At 42.7% G+C, this 19,591-nt stretch carries 20 protein-coding genes and 1 pseudogene; 8 read left to right on the top strand and 13 right to left on the bottom strand.

The genetic code is table 11. From position 1 onward, the window contains the following. Nucleotides 1–12 precede the first annotated feature (12 nt). Complete coding sequence (locus tag BK120_RS01895; RefSeq protein WP_076265768.1) at nucleotides 13–387, bottom strand: DoxX family protein; 375 nt, start codon at nucleotides 385–387, stop codon at nucleotides 13–15. Nucleotides 388–636: 249 nt separating this feature from the next. Beyond that, entirely contained in the window at nucleotides 637–1,074 is a 438-nt protein-coding gene (locus BK120_RS01890; RefSeq protein WP_076265767.1) for an RrF2 family transcriptional regulator, read from the bottom strand. Nucleotides 1,075–1,333: 259 nt separating this feature from the next. Here BK120_RS01890 and BK120_RS35120 point away from each other — a divergent pair, with 259 nt between their 5' ends. The 3 genes from BK120_RS35120 (at nucleotide 1,334) to BK120_RS01880 (ending at nucleotide 2,474) form a co-directional block, all read left to right on the top strand. Next, entirely contained in the window at nucleotides 1,334–1,498 is a 165-nt protein-coding gene (locus BK120_RS35120) for a hypothetical protein (protein WP_179089725.1), read from the top strand. A 149-nt stretch (nucleotides 1,499–1,647) separates the two neighbouring features. Further along, nucleotides 1,648–1,947, top strand: coding sequence for a DUF6199 family natural product biosynthesis protein (locus BK120_RS36355; protein WP_372238947.1), 300 nt, complete (start codon nucleotides 1,648–1,650; stop codon nucleotides 1,945–1,947). A gap of 98 nt (nucleotides 1,948–2,045) precedes the next feature. Continuing rightward, the gene (locus BK120_RS01880) at nucleotides 2,046–2,474 is read left to right on the top strand and encodes a VOC family protein (protein ID WP_076265765.1); all 429 of its coding nucleotides are present in this window, start codon (nucleotides 2,046–2,048) and stop codon (nucleotides 2,472–2,474) included. An 83-nt stretch (nucleotides 2,475–2,557) separates the two neighbouring features. On the opposite strand, the gene BK120_RS01875 is transcribed toward BK120_RS01880, so the two are convergent. Continuing rightward, nucleotides 2,558–3,094 (bottom strand): DUF1697 domain-containing protein, encoded by a 537-nt coding sequence (locus BK120_RS01875; protein ID WP_076265764.1) that lies wholly within the window; start codon nucleotides 3,092–3,094, stop codon nucleotides 2,558–2,560. A gap of 220 nt (nucleotides 3,095–3,314) precedes the next feature. Here BK120_RS01875 and BK120_RS01870 point away from each other — a divergent pair, with 220 nt between their 5' ends. After that, nucleotides 3,315–3,608 (top strand): hypothetical protein, encoded by a 294-nt coding sequence (locus tag BK120_RS01870; RefSeq protein WP_076265763.1) that lies wholly within the window; start codon nucleotides 3,315–3,317, stop codon nucleotides 3,606–3,608. Between the two features lie 69 nt (nucleotides 3,609–3,677). Here the strand turns inward: BK120_RS01870 and BK120_RS01865 are convergent, their stop codons facing one another. The 3 genes from BK120_RS01865 to BK120_RS01855 all read right to left on the bottom strand — a co-directional run bounded on the left by BK120_RS01865 (nucleotide 3,678) and on the right by BK120_RS01855 (nucleotide 5,899). Beyond that, nucleotides 3,678–4,577, bottom strand: a complete 900-nt coding sequence (locus BK120_RS01865; RefSeq protein WP_076265762.1) for a hypothetical protein — start codon at nucleotides 4,575–4,577, stop codon at nucleotides 3,678–3,680. 128 nt (nucleotides 4,578–4,705) lie between these two features. Continuing rightward, a complete protein-coding gene (locus BK120_RS01860) occupies nucleotides 4,706–5,143 on the bottom strand; it encodes a hypothetical protein (RefSeq protein ID WP_076265761.1) in 438 nt (145 codons plus the stop codon). 141 nt (nucleotides 5,144–5,284) lie between these two features. Continuing rightward, complete coding sequence (locus BK120_RS01855) at nucleotides 5,285–5,899, bottom strand: acyl-CoA thioesterase (protein WP_076265760.1); 615 nt, start codon at nucleotides 5,897–5,899, stop codon at nucleotides 5,285–5,287. 167 nt (nucleotides 5,900–6,066) lie between these two features. Here BK120_RS01855 and BK120_RS01850 point away from each other — a divergent pair, with 167 nt between their 5' ends. Further along, nucleotides 6,067–6,957, top strand: a complete 891-nt coding sequence (locus tag BK120_RS01850; RefSeq protein WP_076265759.1) for a LysR family transcriptional regulator — start codon at nucleotides 6,067–6,069, stop codon at nucleotides 6,955–6,957. A 34-nt stretch (nucleotides 6,958–6,991) separates the two neighbouring features. Here the strand turns inward: BK120_RS01850 and BK120_RS01845 are convergent, their stop codons facing one another. From BK120_RS01845 to BK120_RS01835, 3 genes are all read right to left on the bottom strand, one after another. Then, entirely contained in the window at nucleotides 6,992–7,804 is an 813-nt protein-coding gene (locus tag BK120_RS01845) for a helix-turn-helix transcriptional regulator (RefSeq protein ID WP_076265758.1), read from the bottom strand. Beyond that, nucleotides 7,804–8,553 (bottom strand): phytanoyl-CoA dioxygenase family protein, encoded by a 750-nt coding sequence (locus BK120_RS01840; protein WP_179089724.1) that lies wholly within the window; start codon nucleotides 8,551–8,553, stop codon nucleotides 7,804–7,806. The genes BK120_RS01845 and BK120_RS01840 overlap by 1 nt, the downstream gene beginning before the upstream one ends. Nucleotides 8,554–8,822: 269 nt before the next feature. Next, a complete protein-coding gene (locus BK120_RS01835; protein ID WP_076265756.1) occupies nucleotides 8,823–10,229 on the bottom strand; it encodes a sialate O-acetylesterase in 1,407 nt (468 codons plus the stop codon). Between the two features lie 263 nt (nucleotides 10,230–10,492). Between BK120_RS01835 and BK120_RS01830 the strand changes: the two genes are divergently transcribed. Further along, complete coding sequence (locus BK120_RS01830) at nucleotides 10,493–11,986, top strand: stalk domain-containing protein (protein WP_076265755.1); 1,494 nt, start codon at nucleotides 10,493–10,495, stop codon at nucleotides 11,984–11,986. Between the two features lie 72 nt (nucleotides 11,987–12,058). Here the strand turns inward: BK120_RS01830 and BK120_RS35830 are convergent, their stop codons facing one another. Further along, on the bottom strand, nucleotides 12,059–12,739 hold the full coding sequence (locus tag BK120_RS35830) for a vWA domain-containing protein (RefSeq protein WP_256710783.1): 681 nt from the start codon (nucleotides 12,737–12,739) through the stop codon (nucleotides 12,059–12,061). Nucleotides 12,740–12,802: 63 nt separating this feature from the next. Next, a pseudogene (locus tag BK120_RS35825) lies at nucleotides 12,803–13,321 on the bottom strand (TerD family protein); the annotation flags it as partial. A gap of 188 nt (nucleotides 13,322–13,509) precedes the next feature. Between BK120_RS35825 and BK120_RS35115 the strand changes: the two are divergent. Beyond that, entirely contained in the window at nucleotides 13,510–13,908 is a 399-nt protein-coding gene (locus BK120_RS35115; RefSeq protein WP_076265753.1) for a hypothetical protein, read from the top strand. A 100-nt stretch (nucleotides 13,909–14,008) separates the two neighbouring features. Here BK120_RS35115 and BK120_RS01815 read toward each other — a convergent pair whose 3' ends face one another. After that, nucleotides 14,009–14,818, bottom strand: a complete 810-nt coding sequence (locus BK120_RS01815) for a helix-turn-helix domain-containing protein (RefSeq protein ID WP_256710782.1) — start codon at nucleotides 14,816–14,818, stop codon at nucleotides 14,009–14,011. 106 nt (nucleotides 14,819–14,924) lie between these two features. On the opposite strand from BK120_RS01815, the gene BK120_RS01810 reads away from it, so the two are divergent. Next, entirely contained in the window at nucleotides 14,925–15,734 is an 810-nt protein-coding gene (locus BK120_RS01810; RefSeq protein WP_076265752.1) for a phytanoyl-CoA dioxygenase family protein, read from the top strand. A 122-nt stretch (nucleotides 15,735–15,856) separates the two neighbouring features. On the opposite strand, the gene BK120_RS01805 is transcribed toward BK120_RS01810, so the two are convergent. After that, nucleotides 15,857–19,585 (bottom strand): Ig-like domain-containing protein, encoded by a 3,729-nt coding sequence (locus BK120_RS01805; RefSeq protein WP_076265751.1) that lies wholly within the window; start codon nucleotides 19,583–19,585, stop codon nucleotides 15,857–15,859. Nucleotides 19,586–19,591 lie beyond the last annotated feature (6 nt).

Genomic DNA, 19,591 nt, shown 5'->3' with positions numbered 1-19,591 from the left:
CTCTAATACAGCTTAGTTAAACCCAGGAAAATCAGATAAATCGGATAGTCGGATAAAAAATAGTACAAAAGATAAGACACCTACGAGAATGATTGGGAAAGTTTGTTTGAAAGAATCTTTTACACGTACATGAGTTAATGTACCTCCGATAGCTGTAACGCCAAGCAGTAACGCGCCAGCCGCAGCCCAACTGTGCTCCCAGTATCCAATAATTAAAGCAATGGCAGCTATTAATTCAACGACACCCGTTACAACTCGGAACCATTGCGGCAATCCCCATTGTTTAAAGCCGTCAACATGCATCTTCGACCCCGATACTTTACCGAATCCAGCCATCAAAAACATCAAACCCAATAGTCCCTGCAATACCAACGCTAATATTTCCATTGTAGACTCTCCTTTTTTTCTCGTTTAATGCAACCTATGAAGGCACATTATAAAACAGACTAAACTTTTCAAATATTTATTACTTACTGTGTTATTTCCGATTTAGGTCATACCCCCATAATCTTCAAGGTTAACTGTGCTTGTCATAAGCACATATAATACAAAAATAAAAGTGCAGTGTTAACTGCAACTCATTTAAGCACATTATAATTCGTTTCAAAACGTTTGACTAGTACTTTGTTGAAAAAATTAAACGACAAAAAAATCTACACGCTCCATCACATCATTAATAGTATACTGTCGAAGGTAATCAATCGTTTTTTGCTCAGCTTCAAACAGAATTTTTTCCAGCTCTACGTCCAGTTTATGGCCTGTTTCTCCACATTTGCCATCACCTTCTGGTTCCGCTGAACATGTATTTACTGCCGCGTAAATGTCGCCTAATGTAATTTCATTCGCCGTTTTCCTTAAAATATATCCGCCTTCTCTTCCGCCCTTTGACTCCACAATGCCGGCTGCCGCTAATGCTTGCATGACTCTTCTCATAAAAGTTGCATGCGAATTCACCTGATTCGCAATCATCGCACTTGATAAAATGCTGCCGCTTTGCGCTAACCAGACAATGGAATGAACCGCTATTTTAAATCTAGGAGGTCCGATATTAACTCCACGATTTGCAGTACTCATATCACTCACTCCTTCAGCCACTTATGCGGCTTAAACATCATATTATGAATTGTATTTCTATTAAGCACATTATAAAGTAATGCATTTTCATGTTCAAGTTTGTCATCCCAACGACATCCATACTTCTTTTTCGCTTCTGTCTAACCTATAACTAGGCTAATGACATGAATCATTTGACTACGTAACAAACACCCAATCAACAAATACCCATCCAGCATAAATTACACAGTACACAAAACGTAAGGAGGTGCATTGAAAAATGTCTGGTCACGTTGGTGGAGCTTTCTCGAGCTTAGGAATCATCTTAGTCCTCTTTATTCTCTTGGTGATTATCGCTTGCAGTTGCGGATTTGGCGGTGTTGGCGGATACGGTGGGTACGGTGGCGTTGGCGGAGTTGGCGCTGGTTATGGTAAAGGATACTAAAAAGAAGGTCTAACCCGTATCGGTAATAGACGTTTATATTATCCACAAGGACCATTTCGTGGGCCTTGTGGTCTTCCTTTTTTCCATTACATAAATCAATAACAATAAGGAATTTATTCCATTTTATTAGTCTGCTTTAGCCTTTTATCATGTACAATAAAAGAAATACCGATTATCTATTTTTAACTTTCTTAATTACTTCATTTAATCGCGAATACACAAATAAGGGGCTGATCCTTGTGGTATTATTTGCTATCCTCTTTGTCATCATTGCATTCCTTAATATCTTCTTCCCTAAGTTCGGTTGGCACATGAGATACGGCTGGATGGTTAAAGGAACTTCAGAACCTAGCGATGCTTACATACTAATGAGCCGGATAAGCAGTATCATTATTCTTATTGTTTTTCTATTTGTTATCCTGCCTAATCTTTTCAAAATAACATCTTAAATTTCCAAAAAAAATTTGATTCCAGACCATCTAATGATACAATTGGAATGAAAATATTGGTGCAATAATGAGCCAATAATCATGAAGGAGTGAATAAAATGGCAGTTGATGTTTATTTGAATTTCAATGGGAATTGTCGTGAAGCGGTCGAATATTATGCGCAAGTGTTTGGGTCTGAAATTACAAATTTCACTACTTTCAGCGATATTCCACCAAACCCAGAATATCCCCTTCCTGAGGAAGCAAAAAACTTAGTCATGCACGCTCGCTTAAACATTTTAGGCAGCAATGTTATGTTTTCTGATGTATTCCCTGGAATGCCCTTTATTGAAGGAAACAATATAAGCCTTTCGATCGTCAGCAAAGATAAAGATGAAGTAACATCGCTTTTTCATAAGCTGAAGGAAAACGGTACTGTCCTAATGGAACTCCAAGAAACGTTCTGGAGCAAATGCTACGGCCAAGTAAAGGACAAGCTTGGCATCTTGTGGCAACTGAACGTTGAAGATGAAGCAGCTAACGGTTAATAAACATTAATGTTAAAAAGGATTGGGGTCTATTCTTTTTATAAGAATAGTGCCCTATCCTTTTTTTCGTTCTAACACTGTACTTATTTTAATGCTTTTGCCATCGCATCAAGCTTCATAATTGTTTTCCAGTTTCGAGCTGTAGCTGGCATTAAACTTTGAAATTTTTTGGGCAGCTTGGAATCAAGAATACTGTTTCGATAAAGCACATAAATCTCTTTACCACTTATGTAATATTCGTCATTGCCTACGTCTACATCAGGCAAATTATTAATATGTTCTTGTGTAGGCGCCTCTTTTAATAAAGTGAGATGTATACTCTGACCTTCGGTTAGCTCAGCTGCATTGAATGGTGATTTATCAATAATGCTTACAAGTTCATCCGCCGTCCTCAGTATTACAGCAATATTAAATCCAAACACTTCACTAATTTGCTTCTCAATTTTCTCTTCAAGGTTGTTTGCATTCTCATTTGATTCGAAAATGACATTCCCGCTGTTAATATACGTCTGCACACGTGCAAAGCCAAGCTCCTCAAACATTCGTTTAAGCTCAGCCATTTTTATCATGTTATTGCCGCCTACATTAATTCCTCGTAAAAGCGCAAAATAAATGCTCATTTATAAACATCCTTTCTTTCAACTGCTGATGTTATTTGACATTTATAGTATAACTGATTTTCCCATATATCAAGTACGCCATTATTCGTCAAACAATCCTATAAATCGTTCCTACCGTTTGACATACTTTTTTGATAAAATCGTATATTCTTGTCTTGTTCTTATGCAAGCATACACGCTAATATGACAATTATTTTTATAAAGAAAGAGGAGATGAACCATGTTGATCAAAAAGAAAAATGATATTGCATTTATTTTAGAAAACTTCAAGCAACTAGCCCAGTGGGATGCAACCGGTCAAAAATTTTATTTTGTATTCGCAGATCGCAAACGCGGAGGACAGTGGACTCTAATGAATAACAGTGAGGATCGATTCAGCGTACATGGATTAGGTGAAGATTACATGGATGAGCAGGAGTATTTCTTTGATGAGTCTAGCCAAATTCACTCATTCTTATGGGAAAATCGAGCTGCTTTTAATGCCGCCTTAAAACCTGCCACGATGTGCAGCTAGACGTAGAATAACATAAATAACACAAAACACACCTTTTTAAGCGTGTGTTTTGTGTATTGATTCTATAGATTATTTTTTAAAGCTCAGCCGCTGTTGAAGCAGCGCAGCAAGGTCCCCTGCATCATCCCATATCATTGGCCTAATGGACGCCGGCTGAACGCACAGCTCGTCCTCCTGTGTGCTATTCATCGTCCACACGACCTCAACATTTGCGCCAAGCGCATACCCAGCTGCAAAATATACCTCCGGTGAATGGCTTGTAATATCCGCAATGATAAGCTTGCTTTCAGCTAGCTTCGTTATGGAATGGTTTTCATGGCCGCCAGTATCTGATTGTTGAAACATAAACGGCAAATAACCAAACTGCTCTAATTTGGGAAATACATGCTCAAACCATTCCGCTTGCAATGGCTGATTGTCTGGGAGCAGTACACCGCAGGTTTTCAACTTCCTTCCCCCTGCTCTTGCTGCCGCTTCGTTCCATCCCTTCTCCGTAAGCTTGAAAGTAATCCCTTCTCTAACAATTAGTTGAGCTTCCCTTAGTTTCTCCACAATGTACACGAGCTCTTGCAGGTTTGGTGAATAAGTTAAATTAAAATTTTGCGAGAGCGGCTGAATGACGATCGGTTGTCCAGGATCATCGGAATGCCGATATAAATATTGAAGAAGCCGTGCTTCTTTATCTTCAATTGAAAGCGGAATATGTGGTGCTTTTTCAATCGTTTCCAAGTCATCAATTGTAAGAGTAATCTTTTCACCACAATCTAATTGTTCTCGAATGTACCCCGATATAATGGGAAAACGTTTATTTTTTATAGGATAGGACAATGAATTAATAGCAAGGTAACTATCTCTTAATAAACTGTAATAACTTCCCGGTGCGCAGTTGCAGCCCAAATAGCGCTCATACTCACCTTTTTGTTCGATGGGTACGATCTCAGAACAGAATAAGCAGCGTTTCTTTTCCATGATCATATAACCTCCCTGTTTACATATCTTTCGCATATCTTATATGAATTCAGGGGCATAACGTCATTAATATTTATTAATATGGCTGGTAATATTTTCTGATCATCCATTTCACTGCTTTGCCCATTCTAATCTTCATGCCTATTTCCGCACTTATTCTGCTTGCATTCTGCGCATCGTTCAGTACGATCCTCCGAGTAAATACCTTGTTCACGATTTCGAATCATGCGGTATAATGCCTCAGTTTCCCCATTCCAACAATCAATTTCACGATAAATGTCCACAAGAGGTGGCGGCGATTCTTTTTCATATGTCCACTCGCTAAATATTTCGGTTTCTCGCCTGTCTAACCGATATTCATGATCTCCTTGTGATAAAGAATGCGAGTAGCCGCTAATTTTCACAATAATATGAAAAATCAACGCAGAAATAAGCATAACCATTCCGGATTTCACATTATCCGTCAAGCATAACACCAGAATGGAGAACAAAATTGCGGGAAATATAAAAAGAAGCGAAAAAAGATGAATGATCAGCTTAAAAAATAAAGTCCCTGCATTATGCATCGCATGCTCCTTTGAACGAATGTTTGCTCGTTATAGGATATGCGGCAACAGGTTATCCCTATTTTCAAAACAATTTATCACCCAAGAAAAAGAAAAACTGCTGTAATAATTTACAGTAGCCTTGTAATATTAATTATGCATTTACCAGTCCGAGCCCCAAGCAGATTCGTAACCTTTATTAATAGAATGCTGCGGAACTGATTTGGATTGCGCTTCTTTAAAAGCATAATCTGTTCCCATGTAGTTGGCAAAATGCTTGCTCTCTTGTCTTCGTATACGTCTTGCCTCTTTCCTATCAGGCGCAGTAGAGAACAATAGCCGCTCTTCATCTGATTCGGCTAATACGCCAGGCACAACCGTTGGTTTATCGTCATCACCTAATGCAACAAACGTCAGGAATGAGGTAGCGCACACCTTGCGACCCCCTGTAAGCAAATCCTCCGTCACTACTCGGACAAACACCTCCATAGACGTTTTATGTGACCAAGTAACGAAAGCCGATAAGCTTACTGCATCGCCTTTTCTTACTGGATGAAGAAAATCGACGGAGTCCGTAGAAGCCGTAACGACGGGACGACGAGCATGCTTCGTTGCGGCTATCGTAGCCACATCATCTATATATGCCATAAGCTTTCCACCAAAAATCGTTCCGTGATGATTGGTATCTGGCGGCAGAACAATCGATTCCTTAATGGTTAGTGATGCTGATGCTGGTCTTGATGATAAAGGTACAGCTAATTTTTCTAATACGTTCATGGTAACACCTTTTTTCTTCATAAAATTTTTCGATAACGCTAAGTTTACACCCATCTTATATATAGGTAAAATACATATATCGCATAGTTTTCATTCCTTTTCACTATAGGTGATCATAAAGCAGATTATCGAATGATTCCTGCTCTAAAGCTGAAGGAGCAATATAAATGGATCTTAAACATTTAAATTATTTTGTCGCGGTTGCTGAAGCGGGCAGCTTCACACAAGCCGCACGCAAGCTGCATGTAACCCAGCCCTCATTATCAAAAATGGTACGGTTGCTTGAAGAAGATCTTGGTGCACAGCTGATAGATCGCTCCTCCAAGCAGATCGAATTGACGGATGCCGGCATATCGATTCTCCGTTCAGCGAAACAAATTATACAATCCTTCGAGGATATGTCGAGTGAACTTGAGGAAGTTGTAAAATTGAAAAAAGGAACGCTGCGCTTAGGCATTCCTCCCATGGTAGGCGGATATTTTTTACCGCTCATTATTGAGAAATTTTTGTCTCATTATCCTCAAATTCGATTGCATGTCATTGAACAGGGCGGAAAAAGCTTGGAACAAGATATTCTCCATGGAGAACTGGATTTTAGTATGGTCATTCTTCCCGTTAAGGATGTGGAACGGTATCATGTCCTTCCCTGCATCAACGAGAATTTACGCCTTGTTGTTCATGCTGAACACAAGCTTGCTGGTCAATGCATGATCGAGATGAAGCAGCTAGAATCAGAGCCATTTATTATGTTTCGCAAAGATTTTACGATCCATCATTTAATCAAAGAACATTGTGAAGCAGCAGGCTTCGAGCCCAAAATCGTGTTTGAGAGCTCGCAATGGGATTTCATGACGGAAATGATTGCAGCTAAATACGGTGTAACGCTATTGCCTGAGGGCATATGCCGACAGCTGGACAAAAAACGTTTTGCTTCGGTTTCCGTTGTTCAGCCTGTAATCCCATGGCAATTATCGATGATATGGCGCAAAGACAAGTACTTATCCTTCGCTTCGCGCGAATGGATTCGTTTTATAGAAGCAGAGCTTCAAAAGAAATAAGAAAATAGTTCGCAGGGTATTCACTGCGAACTTTTTATGCTTTGTCTATTGGATTGCCTTTCCATGAGAACTGTCTTACTTCGGTTGGTGTCTTCCCCATCTTCTTTTTAACCATCCTTGCAAAATGGAAGGTTGATTTGAAACCGCATCTTATTGCAATCTCAGTAATGGACAAACCAGTATGGGTTAAATATTCAACAGCCTTTAACACCCGATAATGCCACAGGTATTTAATCGGGGTCGTTTTTTCGCCAATTCGAAACAATCGAACAAGATGTTCTGGCGAGACACCTGCATGCTCAGCGAGCATAGTCAAAGTTATCTCCTCGTGGTAAGTACTATGAATCAGACTTTTTGCCGTTAGAATAGACGGATGAATTTCCTCAAGTGCTCGAGTCCGCGACATTTCAGAGACATATAACAGGATCGCCGACATACCCAAGCTGCGAAGCAGATCACTTTCGGATGGATGAGCATATTGCACAGAGAGCATTAAATCTGTTAATCGATTCATCTCCTCCGAGATGCGCTGATATAGCGGCAGTTCCTCGAAGTAATCTTTTTCCGCCTCCGATAAGTCCTCAATATGAATAGATATCCAGCGATGCCAGGTTTCACCCTTGCTCGAGAATATAAACTGTTCATGGTGCCCCGGCTTTAGCAGCACGACAGACCCAGGTGTGATCTCATGAACTTCATCATCGATCTCAATGCTCATCTCGCCCGAATGCAGCAGTACGAGCTGTATATCCTCTTGTACGCGAGGGCCATAACGACCGTTAGCCGGATAAATAACTGTGCCAGCGTAAGCCGATCTGATTCGGTTGAACGTTACAGTATTAGCCATTAAATCAACGAATATTTCTCGCGCAGATCTTCACGCAATGTAACTGCTGAGTCCTCACGAATATAATGACAAACATAAGAACGACGCCAGCGGTCAGTGCTCCGATTACGGTTAGAGGAATGAATTAATAGCTCATGGAAGAAAAGAATATCTCCTTTTTCCATAATAACAGGAATCTGTTGATTTAAATCGATGCCCTCTGTCTCGTCCGTCCATTCTTCATGCTCATCGACATTTTTCACCTTGCCATGCGGCAAAAGCCCAAGCTTATGCGTGCCAGGAATAACCCATAAGCAGCCGTTTTGCACATCTACCTGCTCTTCCATCGCAATCCAAGCGGCAACCATTGTCATTGGATCGTTTTTAATATAGTAGTAGTCCTGATGCGCAGCTTGACCAGGTGAACCCGGCTCTTTATAGAAAAACATACTTTGTACGCAAACGGCCTCCTTCTCCATCAGCTGAGCTAGAGCCCCCCTAACGATCGGAAGCTTCATCACTTGTCGCGAGAAGCTGTCATGCTGGTGCGGGTTGAACAGCCGAGTAGAATAGCGTGCCTTCTCGGAGGTGCGTGCCCAATCCGGCGTTTCATCTAGTGGCGTAGAACGCATTTCATAAATATGTCTATTAAAGGCATCGATTAAATCCGCGCTGCAGCCTTTTTTGATGATAATAAATCCGTCTTTATGATATTGCTCCAGTTGTTCGTTAGATAGCGGCTTTAAAAGTTCGCTTTGTGTTGTAAGCATAATGATAATCCCCTCTCCATTATTCGAGTGTGATTGACGCTGCTTGCAGTTGTCTTGCTATACTTGTATATTACTGCGCCGATCCTTCTTCAACAATGGCTCTGATTATCATCTTTGTGTCTAGAATTGATATACACGTCATTATAAAAAAAGACTGCTAACCTCAGCATTACCTGCATGGTCAACAGTCCTTGCTCATTGGACTACAGATTTATAAGCATCTATTTCTATTCCAACCGCTCTCTTACACGGTAATCTAAAAAAAACGTTTATATTTCAGCAACCGCTTCCACATTGTAAAAAGCCAGCATCGGCAAATAAGTCCCCGTATCAATCAGCATCTGAGATGCCGGATTCGTCTGATATGCACCGTGAACACTAAGTTTGCCGCTAGGCTTTCTCGTTAATTTAAGCAACACTTCATTGCTCGATATAATTGTCCAGCCGTTCAATAGAATAGCACCCTCTTCGTCCTCTATACCAAACAAATCCGCTTGTGGATTTATCGCAAATAGTCGTTCCGATACATGCTTAAAGCGCAGCTTAATGGCATGTGAATCCGATTCATGTTCCTGTATGTAAATGGCATATTCCAAATTAGGCGGGTACGCCTGCCGCTGTAAACCATAAACCACTTGCAATGCTATATTCGCCGCACGGCTCCCAATTATTAAATTTCCTGCAGGACTGTTGTGAATATCGTCAGACATCGGACAATCAAGTGAAGGTATGACAGAAACCGAGGGTATGGATAATGCAGCTTGCCGCTGTGCTTCGCGTACCTTCCCCCATTGTTTGTCGTGATGCTCTTTGTCTTCTTGAATATTGGTGAAGCGGTTAAGCTGGACCGTTACAAAGGGAAGCTCAGCTATGTTCAATTCCTTACGCCAATATTGAACAACCTTTGTAAAACGCTCCAAGTAAGTATCGGCGCTTTCAGAATTGCAGTCGGAACTGCCTTGGTTCCATACCACGCCAGCCACTTTGCCGCCGCAGCGCTGCACCGTTTCGATCATATTTCGAAAAAGATGACCTTCTTCATCAGGATTCCAAGCACGAAGCGCAGAACCGCCAAGAGCCGTTTGTACGAAACCAATAGGATAATGGAGCTCATTTTGCAACAACTTGCCAAAATGCAGCCACGGACTATGTGCTGGATTTACCCACTCCATATTCACCTCATGGATCGTTGCCGTGGAATCGTTGAACGGATGCGTTGCAAGATCCCACAATCCGTTATTTCTTAGCAAATGAACCCCTAGAATCGGACTATCTTCTACCGTTCCTCTTCCATAACCTGCCGCATTGCTTTGACCGGCTATGATCCATAAATCTCCGACACCGATATGATGGATCATATCTCCGCGAATCGCTCCTGAACCAAGTAGCGCATTCTGATCATGCTGCAAGCAAGTTTCCAACCGGTATAAACCACCAGTCGGAACATGTAAGGTCACTCGCCATCCATTCTCACCCACCATTTCACATGGTGTCCAGCTTAATACATCTCTACCGTTATGCTCATGAACCACTCTTGCAAACACCTGAAATGGACCAATGAACACTGCACGGTCCACTTCCCAAGTGCCCGATAACGCAAGCTTGCCTCTTCCGTCTTCTTGCTGAATAATTTCCCAAGCTAAAGGACCTTTCTCCAAAAAAACGCCAAATGACATGATCAACAAAACCGCCTTTCCTATTTCATTCTCCTTACAATAGTACTCTTCTTCTTGAATGACTTATATAACAAGTTGGCAATTATTTATTCGATAGTTATTTTTTTATGCGCGGCCAAAAGTTTCAAAAAAAAGTGAAACAAAAAATGGAAATTTCTCGTTTAGAATGTAACATACATCATCGGCATCTATACATTCGAACCAATTTAATACCCATTCAAACAATTGTAGTAGCCTAAATGCTTAATAAGGAGTGCTAACCTTTGAAAAAACGTATTTTCACGAAAGTATGCCTTGCTGTTTTATTAGCATTATCACTAACACCTCTCAGCAATTTAAAAGCTGCAGAAAGCAGTTCCAATTCGCTTGCAGGATTTACTCAGGTCGAAATGGCTGGTAACGTAGCAATAGCGTTAGACAACCAAGGAATGGTATGGGCATGGGGCAATAACTTTGCTGGACAACTGGGAGATGGAACAATTGGTTTCAAATCAGCTGCGGTACCTGTATTTAGTGACGTTACTAAAGTTCAAGTCACAGGCTTTTACAGCCTCGCACTCAAAAGAGACGGTACCGTTTGGTTTTGGGGCGGGAACGGTGATGGCGTAAGCGGTTTTGATACCTATGATACAAACGCACAAGCTATTGTAACAAAACCCAAAATGGTTAATGGTCTTTCAGATGTCATCGACATTGCTGCGAAAGAAGACCATAATCTAGCATTAAAATCAGATGGCACGGTATGGACATGGGGGAACGGCGGGTTGGGTCAATTGGGTCGCATGGACATTAGCGCCTATAAGCCTGAAGATTATCGCAAACGCGTCAGTGAACAAAATATTCCAAAGCAAGTTGCAGGACTAAAAGATATTGTCTCCGTCCACGCAGGAAGCTTCCTTTCAGCAGCAATTAATGCGAAAGGAGAAACATGGATTTGGGGTCATTACAATGGATGGGGCAGCGATACAGGAGATTTGATGAGCCCATTTAAGCTACCTGGCATTTATGCTAAAAAAGTTTCTGCCACATGGGAAAAATCGATTATACTCGGTACAGATGGTACGGTTTGGGAAATAAACAAAGGTTTAAAACTAAATAAACTTATAACATCGGCTTCTGATATAAGCTGTGGAACATTTAGCTGCGCAGCACTTCATTCCGATGGAACGTTATGGGGTTTATATAATAATTCCAAGGATCTAGTTGATCCATCACCCATTGCAGGCATTTCAAATGTGAAACAATTTGCGATCCATTCACTTAATCAAGATTCTTTTATTATTTTGAAGGCAGACGGAACTCTATGGTCTAAAGTGCCATTCGGATATGGAACAGGCAGTGAAACCATTATGGACTATTACAATCAAATGAATATTCCTTCAAGTGAAATGGTTTCAAAGCTGCGCCAAGTGAAGAAAGCCATCACCGTTAAGCTCGACGGAAAGACGATAACGCTCACTTCTAATCCCTATATTTACAAAGGCGTTACTTTCGTTCCGCTTCGCAGTACATTTAATGAACTAGGTGCAAAAGTGGAATACGTAAAAGGGAAAATGACCATATCGGATGCTAACCATACACTGAATCTCACCATTAGAGAGAAAGAAGCATTTATCGATGGCAAGCCGATAACATTAGACTACCCTCCAATGATTATTGATACGATGACCATGGTTCCCTTGCGTTTTGTTATTGAAGGCCTTGATCGTAAAATTGATTGGGATCCCGATAATCGAGTTATTTCCATAAGTAAATAAACAAAAGCCACCAGACCTATTGAGCTGGTGGCTTTGATTTCCATTGTCGTTACTGTAAATAAAAAATGCTAATTAATTTGGTCTAACGATCCTCTTCGCTTTTGCAGCTTCCAACCAGCTCGGAAATTCGTTTAACAGCTGATCATACAATAATTCATCCGATACAGCTGCTATATCATCCAAATGTATAAAGTTTGCGTTATCGACAATCCGACCTTCCATGGTGTCTAGCTGCTTCAACACTTCAAAATCGGAATGACCAATGCCAACGAACTGCCAGAAAATCGGCTGAACCGCTGCGGCAGTTATGACCTTTTTAATTGGTTTGACGACGCCGCCATCGTTAATGAATATAATAAATACCGGCGTGGCCGCTTCCTCTTCCACCGTATATTTACGAATGACATCTTCCATAACTGGAGGTTCATTGTTGCGCCCAAACTTATGAATATGGTTATTATCCAAAATTTTACGTTGGACGTATTGATCAAAATCTTTTTCTGAAACAGAAGGCAATCGGCTAAAATGAGTATCATAAACCCAGACATCGAGCATCCCATTATCATCAAATTTACTGGCAACCGCGAGAATTCGTTCCACTACCTCCTGTACGGTACCATTTCTGTATAATGACTGCATAGAACCTGAAATATCAAGTACAATGCCTACTCTAGCCGCAACACTCGTTAATTTTTTCTTCTCCAACGTAATTTGGACGATCTTTTTCCGCAAATCAATGGATGATAAAGTCATTTCGGCTGCAGAAGCGGCTACCTCTGCTTCTTCCCTCTCAATCTCTAGACCGTAGCTTGTACATAACGCTTCAAGCCCTCCGTAAAAACCGCTCCCTATTGCGTTAAACTTCCACTCACCGTTATATCTATACAATTCACCGACGACTACGGCCGTTTCCTTTGTAAACGCCAAGCCATAATCAAATCGGAACAACTCTTCATCTGTACTTCCATTTACTAGTCGAATATATAAATGCGATACGTTTTGCATAAAATGTCCAAACCGTTCGCCCTCATGAATGGTCACTGTAAAAGCTATTTTTTCCGTATTTTCACTCAGCCGCTTCAAGTGTATCGTGATTGCTTCCTTGTCACCGCTCTTCTCTGTCACATCATGCGAAATAGATCCATCCTGTGCTTGTGGATTACCATAAAATATAAAATGTTCATCTCTCTCGCAGATATTTCGATCAGATAATAGAAAAGCAGCAGCATCGATGCTCATCGATGTTTCTCTAGTCGTCCAACCAAATTGAACTCTCACAGATGTAAGTTCGCGTCCTCTAGTGATATCTACCTTTTGACCCTTCGACAATAACATGCATCCCGCTCCATTTCGATTTAACTAGTATTCTTCACTCTATTATCTACGAAACTATGGCTAAAGTCCTCCTCCAAACTATCCATTTTCTTCAATTTGTTCGTTTACAAAAGGATATAATTATTATAAAATTCTTTATAACGAACATTAAGTTCGCCATTAGAGCGGGGACGGGAGGTGTTGATGTCATGTCCAAATTCAAAAAAATCTTATCACTTACGTTGCTGATCACCATCTGTATGTATCCTGCTTCCGCATTTGCTGCATCCAGTAAAGAACCATACGATGAAAAGAAAGGTTTTTTATCAAGTATCTTGTCTGTGTTCTCCATTACGAAAAGTACAAATAACAGCAGCAACAACAGCAATAATAACAAGCAAAACAACAACAAGAATAATAATAACAATAATCATTCAAACCAACCAAGCAAAAATAAGAACGACAAAGATTGGGACAAGAAAGGCTGGTTTGACTGGTTCGACAATGATGATTGGTTCGACAATGATGATTGGTGGGAAGATATCTGTTGGTGGGATAAGCATAAGGACGATTCATTCAAAATTTGGGAGCGTTATTATTGTTATTAATACCAGCTTGTCCGGTAACCGTTGGTTAAAACCAGCGGTTATTTTTTATTTATACTCCTATAGGAAATTTATATGGAATATATTGTCGAAATAGATTCGCTCAAATCGTATAAGCTTTCCGATAAGAGGACGGGTTCATGCCAAACGATTTCTTGAAGCTTTTGCTCAAATGATGCTCATCCGTAAACCCGCATTGCTCCGCTATTTGCGCAAGCGTAAATGAAGAATTGACTAGCATAAGCTTAACCTTATCCATTCTTAGATTGGCGGCGTAAGAACTTGGTGTCGTTTGAAATTCCTGCTTAAACAGTCTGGTCAATTGCACTTGGCTGAGGCCGAGCTCCATCGCGATCGCCTTCAAGGAAACGCCCTCCTCCGCTTGCTGCTCAAGCATATGTACCACGCGCTGCAAGACCTGGTTCTCGCTATATAAATAATTTGTTTTACGATTCATGCTTTCGATCTGATAGACATACATCAAATCCCTTAACAGATGTTTCTTGTATTCTAGCACCAGATTATCCTTCACATAACGAGCTTCGCGAAGCAAAGAAAGTGTAGAACTCATTCTTTTTTTGTTGAGTAGAATAAGCTTTCCTGTAGGGGGCAAAGTGGTGTTGTCCTCCCCGGCAGCGCTATCTGCATTCCGCCACTGAAACCCGATGAGGTGAAATGACAAGCCATCTGTTTTGCGGTAAAAGGTCATATGGGGTGGACAAAGCACCATCTCCCCTTTTACAGCTCTCTCGCTCCTCGAATTTCCCATTCTATACTCAAAGCCGCCTTCTTCAACAATGAATAAAGCCCAGTGATCGTAAGTATCCTCTGTCTTCTGAAAATGCGCAGCATCCTTCACAAACACATGGTAAATCAGCTCGGGCTCGCGAAACCTAGGCTTGTCCAATCCCATCATTCCTTTTATGAAATTATTTACAAGAAAGTTGATTGATCTATACATTATACAACGAAAATTTGTCGCATATAATTAAATTAATTACAAGAAGGAGGAGAGGCTAATGCGTACAGCTTCGCTAAATATTCCAGAATTAATGAGCCGTTTTCATGAACAAGGATACTTGGTTTTACCCGATATACTTTCACAGGAAAAGGTATCACTCCTGAATGCAGCTATCGATGAGGTCCTTGCAGAGGAGGAAGATACGTTTGCTCATAATATTTATAACAGCGTCTCTCGGCATACTGAAATTGCCTCATTGATCGATCACGAAGAAATCCTTCCCTTAATCGTTAATTTGCTTGGACATAATATTCAGCTGCATATTTCTCATCTGACCGTGAGAAAACCAAATCCAAATGATATAAAGACGGCTTCCCATAGCTTTATCGATTGGCATCAAGACGGCCCTCATCCACAGTTTCCGGTTATTGCAGGCTTAACAGCTACTTATTATATAAAAGTCTGTTACATTTTGAGCGATATGACACAGCCGAACCGCGGCAATACAAAGATTATTCCGGGCAGCCACAGGCAGCCCTATAATCCGAACCACAAGGATGTGCGCCAGCAATTGGATGGCGAGGTACAAGTGTGCGGAAAGCCGGGTGATGTATTCATTTTCGCACAAAATTTATGGCATGCCGGATCGATCAATCAATCCGAATTTACGAGAAGGCAGCTCTTTCTCGGCTATAGCCCGATCTGGATGCGTCCAATTGACTATCATCAGGCAGACGAACATCTATTAATGGATGCAGATCCGATCCGCCGTCAACTGCTTGGACAAATCAGCGACAATAAATTCAAATTTTATGTCCCGGAAGAATCGATGGTACCGCTCAAAAAGATGGTTATCGACAGTGTCTAACATTCGGCATCAAATCGAGTAGGAGGGGCGGCTAGCCCCTGACCTCTGTCGCCATTGTAGTGACAGTGAGCAGACCGCCATTAAGGCGAACTGCTCATCTCCTGCCTTTCAACGTGTATCTATTAAGCTCCGTTCTCTTGCGCTTTAGTCGTTGGCTCCGGAGTCACTGGATTCGGAGCTATTTCAGGCTTTCCCGGCTCTGGCGTTTCACTAGGTACTGGCACTACCGTTTCACTAGGTTCTGGCGTTTCTGTTGACCCAGGCTCCACGATTTCAGTAGGCATCGGTGTCTCCACCTCCGGATCAACGACTGGAGCAGATGTGACTGTAACGATGCAGCTGGCTGTAAATAAACCATCCATCGTCGTTACCGTTATCGTTGCCGTACCCACTCCGACAGGCGTAACTTCCCCTGCATTTACTGTCGCAACATTCGGATCGCTTGTTGTCCACGTTACCTCTTTACTCGCAGCATTCTCTGGCGTCACCGCGGCAAGAAGTGCAACTGCAGGGTCACCCGCAGTCATCTCAAGTAGGCTCCTGTCAAGCGTCACACCGCTAACGCTTGCTGAACCAGCGCCGCCGATCAACATAGGCTTAAATAGTTTAGACTGTTTATTGGACCCGATGCCTCCGCCCCACTCCAGCCATCCTTTGCGTCCATTGCCGTCATTCTCATTCACAAGAGCGGAGAAGCTTAGAATCCCGTCACTCGGAATAATCGGCGACAATTCCGTCCAAGGCAATGCGAGCCGGTAGATCGTATCCTTGTTTGTTTCATCTCTCGTAATCTGGAGCTGGCGATTTGTAACCGGTCCGGTCAATACACCACTCATCGCCATCCACCGATATAATTCCGGTCCGTTTGGTGTCAGCGCCATTCCGTATTCATACCATTCCGCCGCCTCTCCCGGCGTTCCCAAAGAAATAGCGAATTGAATGCTGTCTCCGCTCCAAATCGCATCTCCTGATTTGGTTTGCGAGAATAGATCGTCATGGATCTTTGCCGACAGATAGAGATGGTCATTATCATACGTAACCCATAGCTTACCGCTCAAATCCTCCGGCCCATTATGCGGCACCACTCTTGAATGGCCTTCCTCAAATAGGTCGATGCCAGGGAGATCGGTTACATCGTCCATCGACCCATCCACCTGCACCGTGCGGTTAATGATGGGCGTCATACTTGCGATAGCGATATTGCTCAAGTTGCCTGAAGAAGACAATACGGTGCCATCATCCAAATTGACGGTAAGCTGGTGAGGCGTTAAAGTTCCCTCTATCAGTGCAGGAATTGGAAGATCAATTGTATAATCCGTAAAACCAGGCAGCACCGTATTATAAGTTTCTGATTCGGTATTCGCACCCACCTGCCAATCGATCTGTGTCAACCGCCTATCAACCGGCTTTGTATTATCGATTCGAACTCTCAGGAAGTTGCTGCCCTCCTTCAGCACATGTTTGACAGAAAGCTCCTCCGATTGCTTGATCACCACTGTATTTTTTAAGGCGCCGATTTTTTTGCCGCCAACGACAAGCTCCGCCGTTGCTGTGTAGCTGCCAGGCTCACCTATTCCTTGAAATACGGCAGGATAGGTACCGACCGAAGAAGCCTGTATATTTTGAACTGCTCCTTGCAATTGAATGCGGGCGCTTGGCGGATTCCAAGATGATGCTTTGTATACGGATAACGTTACGCTGATAGGATCACCAGTAAAGGATGGTTCGCTCTTCAGCCTATATTTGCTTCCTTGCATGACTTTATCGATTTTCCCTTGGATGAATAGAGGTTCGCTTGAAGCCGTAATGTAAATTTCCCCGTCCTTCGGCGTATAGGTAGCTGAACGGCCCATCATGTCCGTTACGACCAGCGGTCCATTTGTTTTCAAAGTCAGATCGGTTTCGGTATCCGTCCCTGACCAAAGCACATGAATCGATTTCTGGTCCTTCTTAAATTTATAGCGATAGATGCCGTTTGTAATCTCCTGACCGGTTAAGCTTGCGCCAGTCAACTGCCGCGCTACCGTCGCTAACGCCACATAACCCGGTTTTGGCGTATACGCGCCGAGCGGATCACCGCCATTATGAATAATACCGAAGTTATGCTCGTTATATTTTTTATCCGTTCCGTCGTCCATCAGATCGTACCAGAAGATTTTCTCCACTCCTGCTGCCATGCCAAGTACATAGGTGCGAATCAAATAGGCAGCCTGCGTCTTCTCATCCACCCCGCGTGGGTCAAGCTGCGTCGGCCATCCAATTTCCGAGAACCAGATGGGTTTCGTCTGTCCGTTGTTATAGGTTTTCACCAGTTGATTTAACGAGGTTACCTCGTTAAGGAGTCCCTCCGGCTTGTCAGGATAACGGTAAGGATGTACGGATAAGGTGTCCATGTAGTTTAACCCGCCGAGCTGGAACAAATCTTCAAGCCACTCGGCTGGAATGCCTGCGGTCGCGCCTCCAAGCACATTCAGATCAGGGCGCACCGATTTGGCAGCCTCATAACCTGCTTTCATTAGGTTGAAGTATACATCGGGCTGTGATGCAGCCGGCCCATTCCCTCCAAATCCGGGCAGGTTGAACTCGTTCCACATCTCTCCCCATTTGATTTGGCCGCCGAATCGGTTCAGTACGGATTTCGTATAATTCGCATAGGCGGCGTGAGCTTCTGCTGAATAAGGCGTTTGGAAATTATCATAAAATTGATTGGAAAAAGCGAAGGTCATCAGCGGATCGATGCTGTTCTCCAGTAGCCCCTCCATATAGAGTGTAAATTTGGGGTTATAGGTGTAGATGCCTTTTTTTAGCTCGATCTCAGACCAAAACATCGCATCCCTCACGCTTTTGGCTCCTGCATACTTGACCAAAGGAAGCATCTCGCGGTTCCAGCTATGTGCAAAATGCGTCTGTACGCCAAACGGTGATGCCGTCACCGCTGTCAAATCAAACGTTGGCACAGCTGCGAATGTCGTCTCTGTTGTTTTAATCAAAGTCCCCGCTTGATAAGCTGATAGTTTTAAACGATAATAGCCATCTGATTGTACCGGCACCTCAAGCCTGATCTTTCCTCCGGTAACCGGCGAGCTTCCAGTTAAACCGGGCTCACCCCAAGCATCATAGGTTTGCCATGTGACGGTATCCCCCGTTGTTAATACATCAAAAGTGCCTTTGCTTGCACCAGCAAATACGTTGCCAACCTGCGTTTGAGCGATGGCTAGGTCAGGTACGGTCACCTTGATTCGGAGATCGTCGAACCATACCGAGCCGCTCTTAAGCCCCGTGCGCAGTCCCGCCCGTGCTACCTTGATCGTCATCTTCTTAAGTGATGGATGAAAGGCTCCGTCATTGGCGCCTCCCCAGTGCGTATATTCGCTGCCGGCATTAAAAGCATTTACGGTAACCTTCTGCCAATCCGTTGTCGGCTGAAGCACCAACCTTTGCGAGTGGTTTTGGTTCGTTCCGTCCATTAGTACAATATAAATCGATGCAGCATCCGCAGTTTTCACCCAAAAGGATAAGCTTACCGCATCCGCCGGAACTATTCGTTTCGTCAAATACCGCTCCAGTGCAACGTAAGAGCCGCCGCCGTTAAAATCGCCAGTCACCTTGGCCGCAGAAAGACCTGTTTTGAATACAGACTGATCTCTTGTAAAGCTTCCTTGCGCCCCGGGAAATTCAGCGCCCAGCAGGAAGTCCCATACTTCGTCGGAGCTCTCATAATCGCCAGCTTGCAGCTCTGCGACCACCGCTTCTGCAGCCGCTGCATGTTCTTTTTTGCCAAGCGTACCAGATGCCGTCATGATCAATGCAAAGACGAGGAATAATGAAAAAACTTTTTTCATGGTCATCATTTTCCA

The sequence above is a fragment of the Paenibacillus sp. FSL A5-0031 genome (assembly GCF_001956295.1).
Lineage (GTDB): Bacteria > Bacillota > Bacilli > Paenibacillales > Paenibacillaceae > Pristimantibacillus.
Note: the sequence above shows the minus strand (reverse complement) of the source record. Positions and strands in the feature narration are given on the sequence as shown.

Excerpts from the sequence above, each read along its gene's own strand:
- BK120_RS01880 (WP_076265765.1), top strand. The coding sequence starts at position 2,046 with ATGGCAGTTGATGTTTATTTGAATTTCAATGGGAATTGTCGTGAAGCG.
- BK120_RS35830 (WP_256710783.1), bottom strand. The coding sequence starts at position 12,739 with ATGACTTTATCATCCATTGATTTGCGGAAAAAGATCGTCCAAATTACG.
- BK120_RS01845 (WP_076265758.1), bottom strand. The coding sequence starts at position 7,804 with ATGGCTAATACTGTAACGTTCAACCGAATCAGATCGGCTTACGCTGGC.
- BK120_RS01875 (WP_076265764.1), bottom strand. The coding sequence starts at position 3,094 with ATGAGCATTTATTTTGCGCTTTTACGAGGAATTAATGTAGGCGGCAAT.
- BK120_RS01895 (WP_076265768.1), bottom strand. The coding sequence starts at position 387 with ATGGAAATATTAGCGTTGGTATTGCAGGGACTATTGGGTTTGATGTTT.
- BK120_RS01850 (WP_076265759.1), top strand. The coding sequence starts at position 6,067 with ATGGATCTTAAACATTTAAATTATTTTGTCGCGGTTGCTGAAGCGGGC.
- BK120_RS01865 (WP_076265762.1), bottom strand. The coding sequence starts at position 4,577 with ATGGAAAAGAAACGCTGCTTATTCTGTTCTGAGATCGTACCCATCGAA.
- BK120_RS01870 (WP_076265763.1), top strand. The coding sequence starts at position 3,315 with ATGTTGATCAAAAAGAAAAATGATATTGCATTTATTTTAGAAAACTTC.
- BK120_RS35120 (WP_179089725.1), top strand. The coding sequence starts at position 1,334 with ATGTCTGGTCACGTTGGTGGAGCTTTCTCGAGCTTAGGAATCATCTTA.
- BK120_RS01860 (WP_076265761.1), bottom strand. The coding sequence starts at position 5,143 with ATGCATAATGCAGGGACTTTATTTTTTAAGCTGATCATTCATCTTTTT.
- BK120_RS01835 (WP_076265756.1), bottom strand. The coding sequence starts at position 10,229 with ATGTCATTTGGCGTTTTTTTGGAGAAAGGTCCTTTAGCTTGGGAAATT.
- BK120_RS01805 (WP_076265751.1), bottom strand. The coding sequence starts at position 19,585 with ATGATGACCATGAAAAAAGTTTTTTCATTATTCCTCGTCTTTGCATTG.
- BK120_RS01840 (WP_179089724.1), bottom strand. The coding sequence starts at position 8,553 with ATGCTTACAACACAAAGCGAACTTTTAAAGCCGCTATCTAACGAACAA.
- BK120_RS01815 (WP_256710782.1), bottom strand. The coding sequence starts at position 14,818 with ATGGGATTGGACAAGCCTAGGTTTCGCGAGCCCGAGCTGATTTACCAT.
- BK120_RS01855 (WP_076265760.1), bottom strand. The coding sequence starts at position 5,899 with ATGAACGTATTAGAAAAATTAGCTGTACCTTTATCATCAAGACCAGCA.
- BK120_RS01810 (WP_076265752.1), top strand. The coding sequence starts at position 14,925 with ATGCGTACAGCTTCGCTAAATATTCCAGAATTAATGAGCCGTTTTCAT.
- BK120_RS01890 (WP_076265767.1), bottom strand. The coding sequence starts at position 1,074 with ATGAGTACTGCAAATCGTGGAGTTAATATCGGACCTCCTAGATTTAAA.
- BK120_RS36355 (WP_372238947.1), top strand. The coding sequence starts at position 1,648 with ATGTACAATAAAAGAAATACCGATTATCTATTTTTAACTTTCTTAATT.
- BK120_RS35115 (WP_076265753.1), top strand. The coding sequence starts at position 13,510 with ATGTCCAAATTCAAAAAAATCTTATCACTTACGTTGCTGATCACCATC.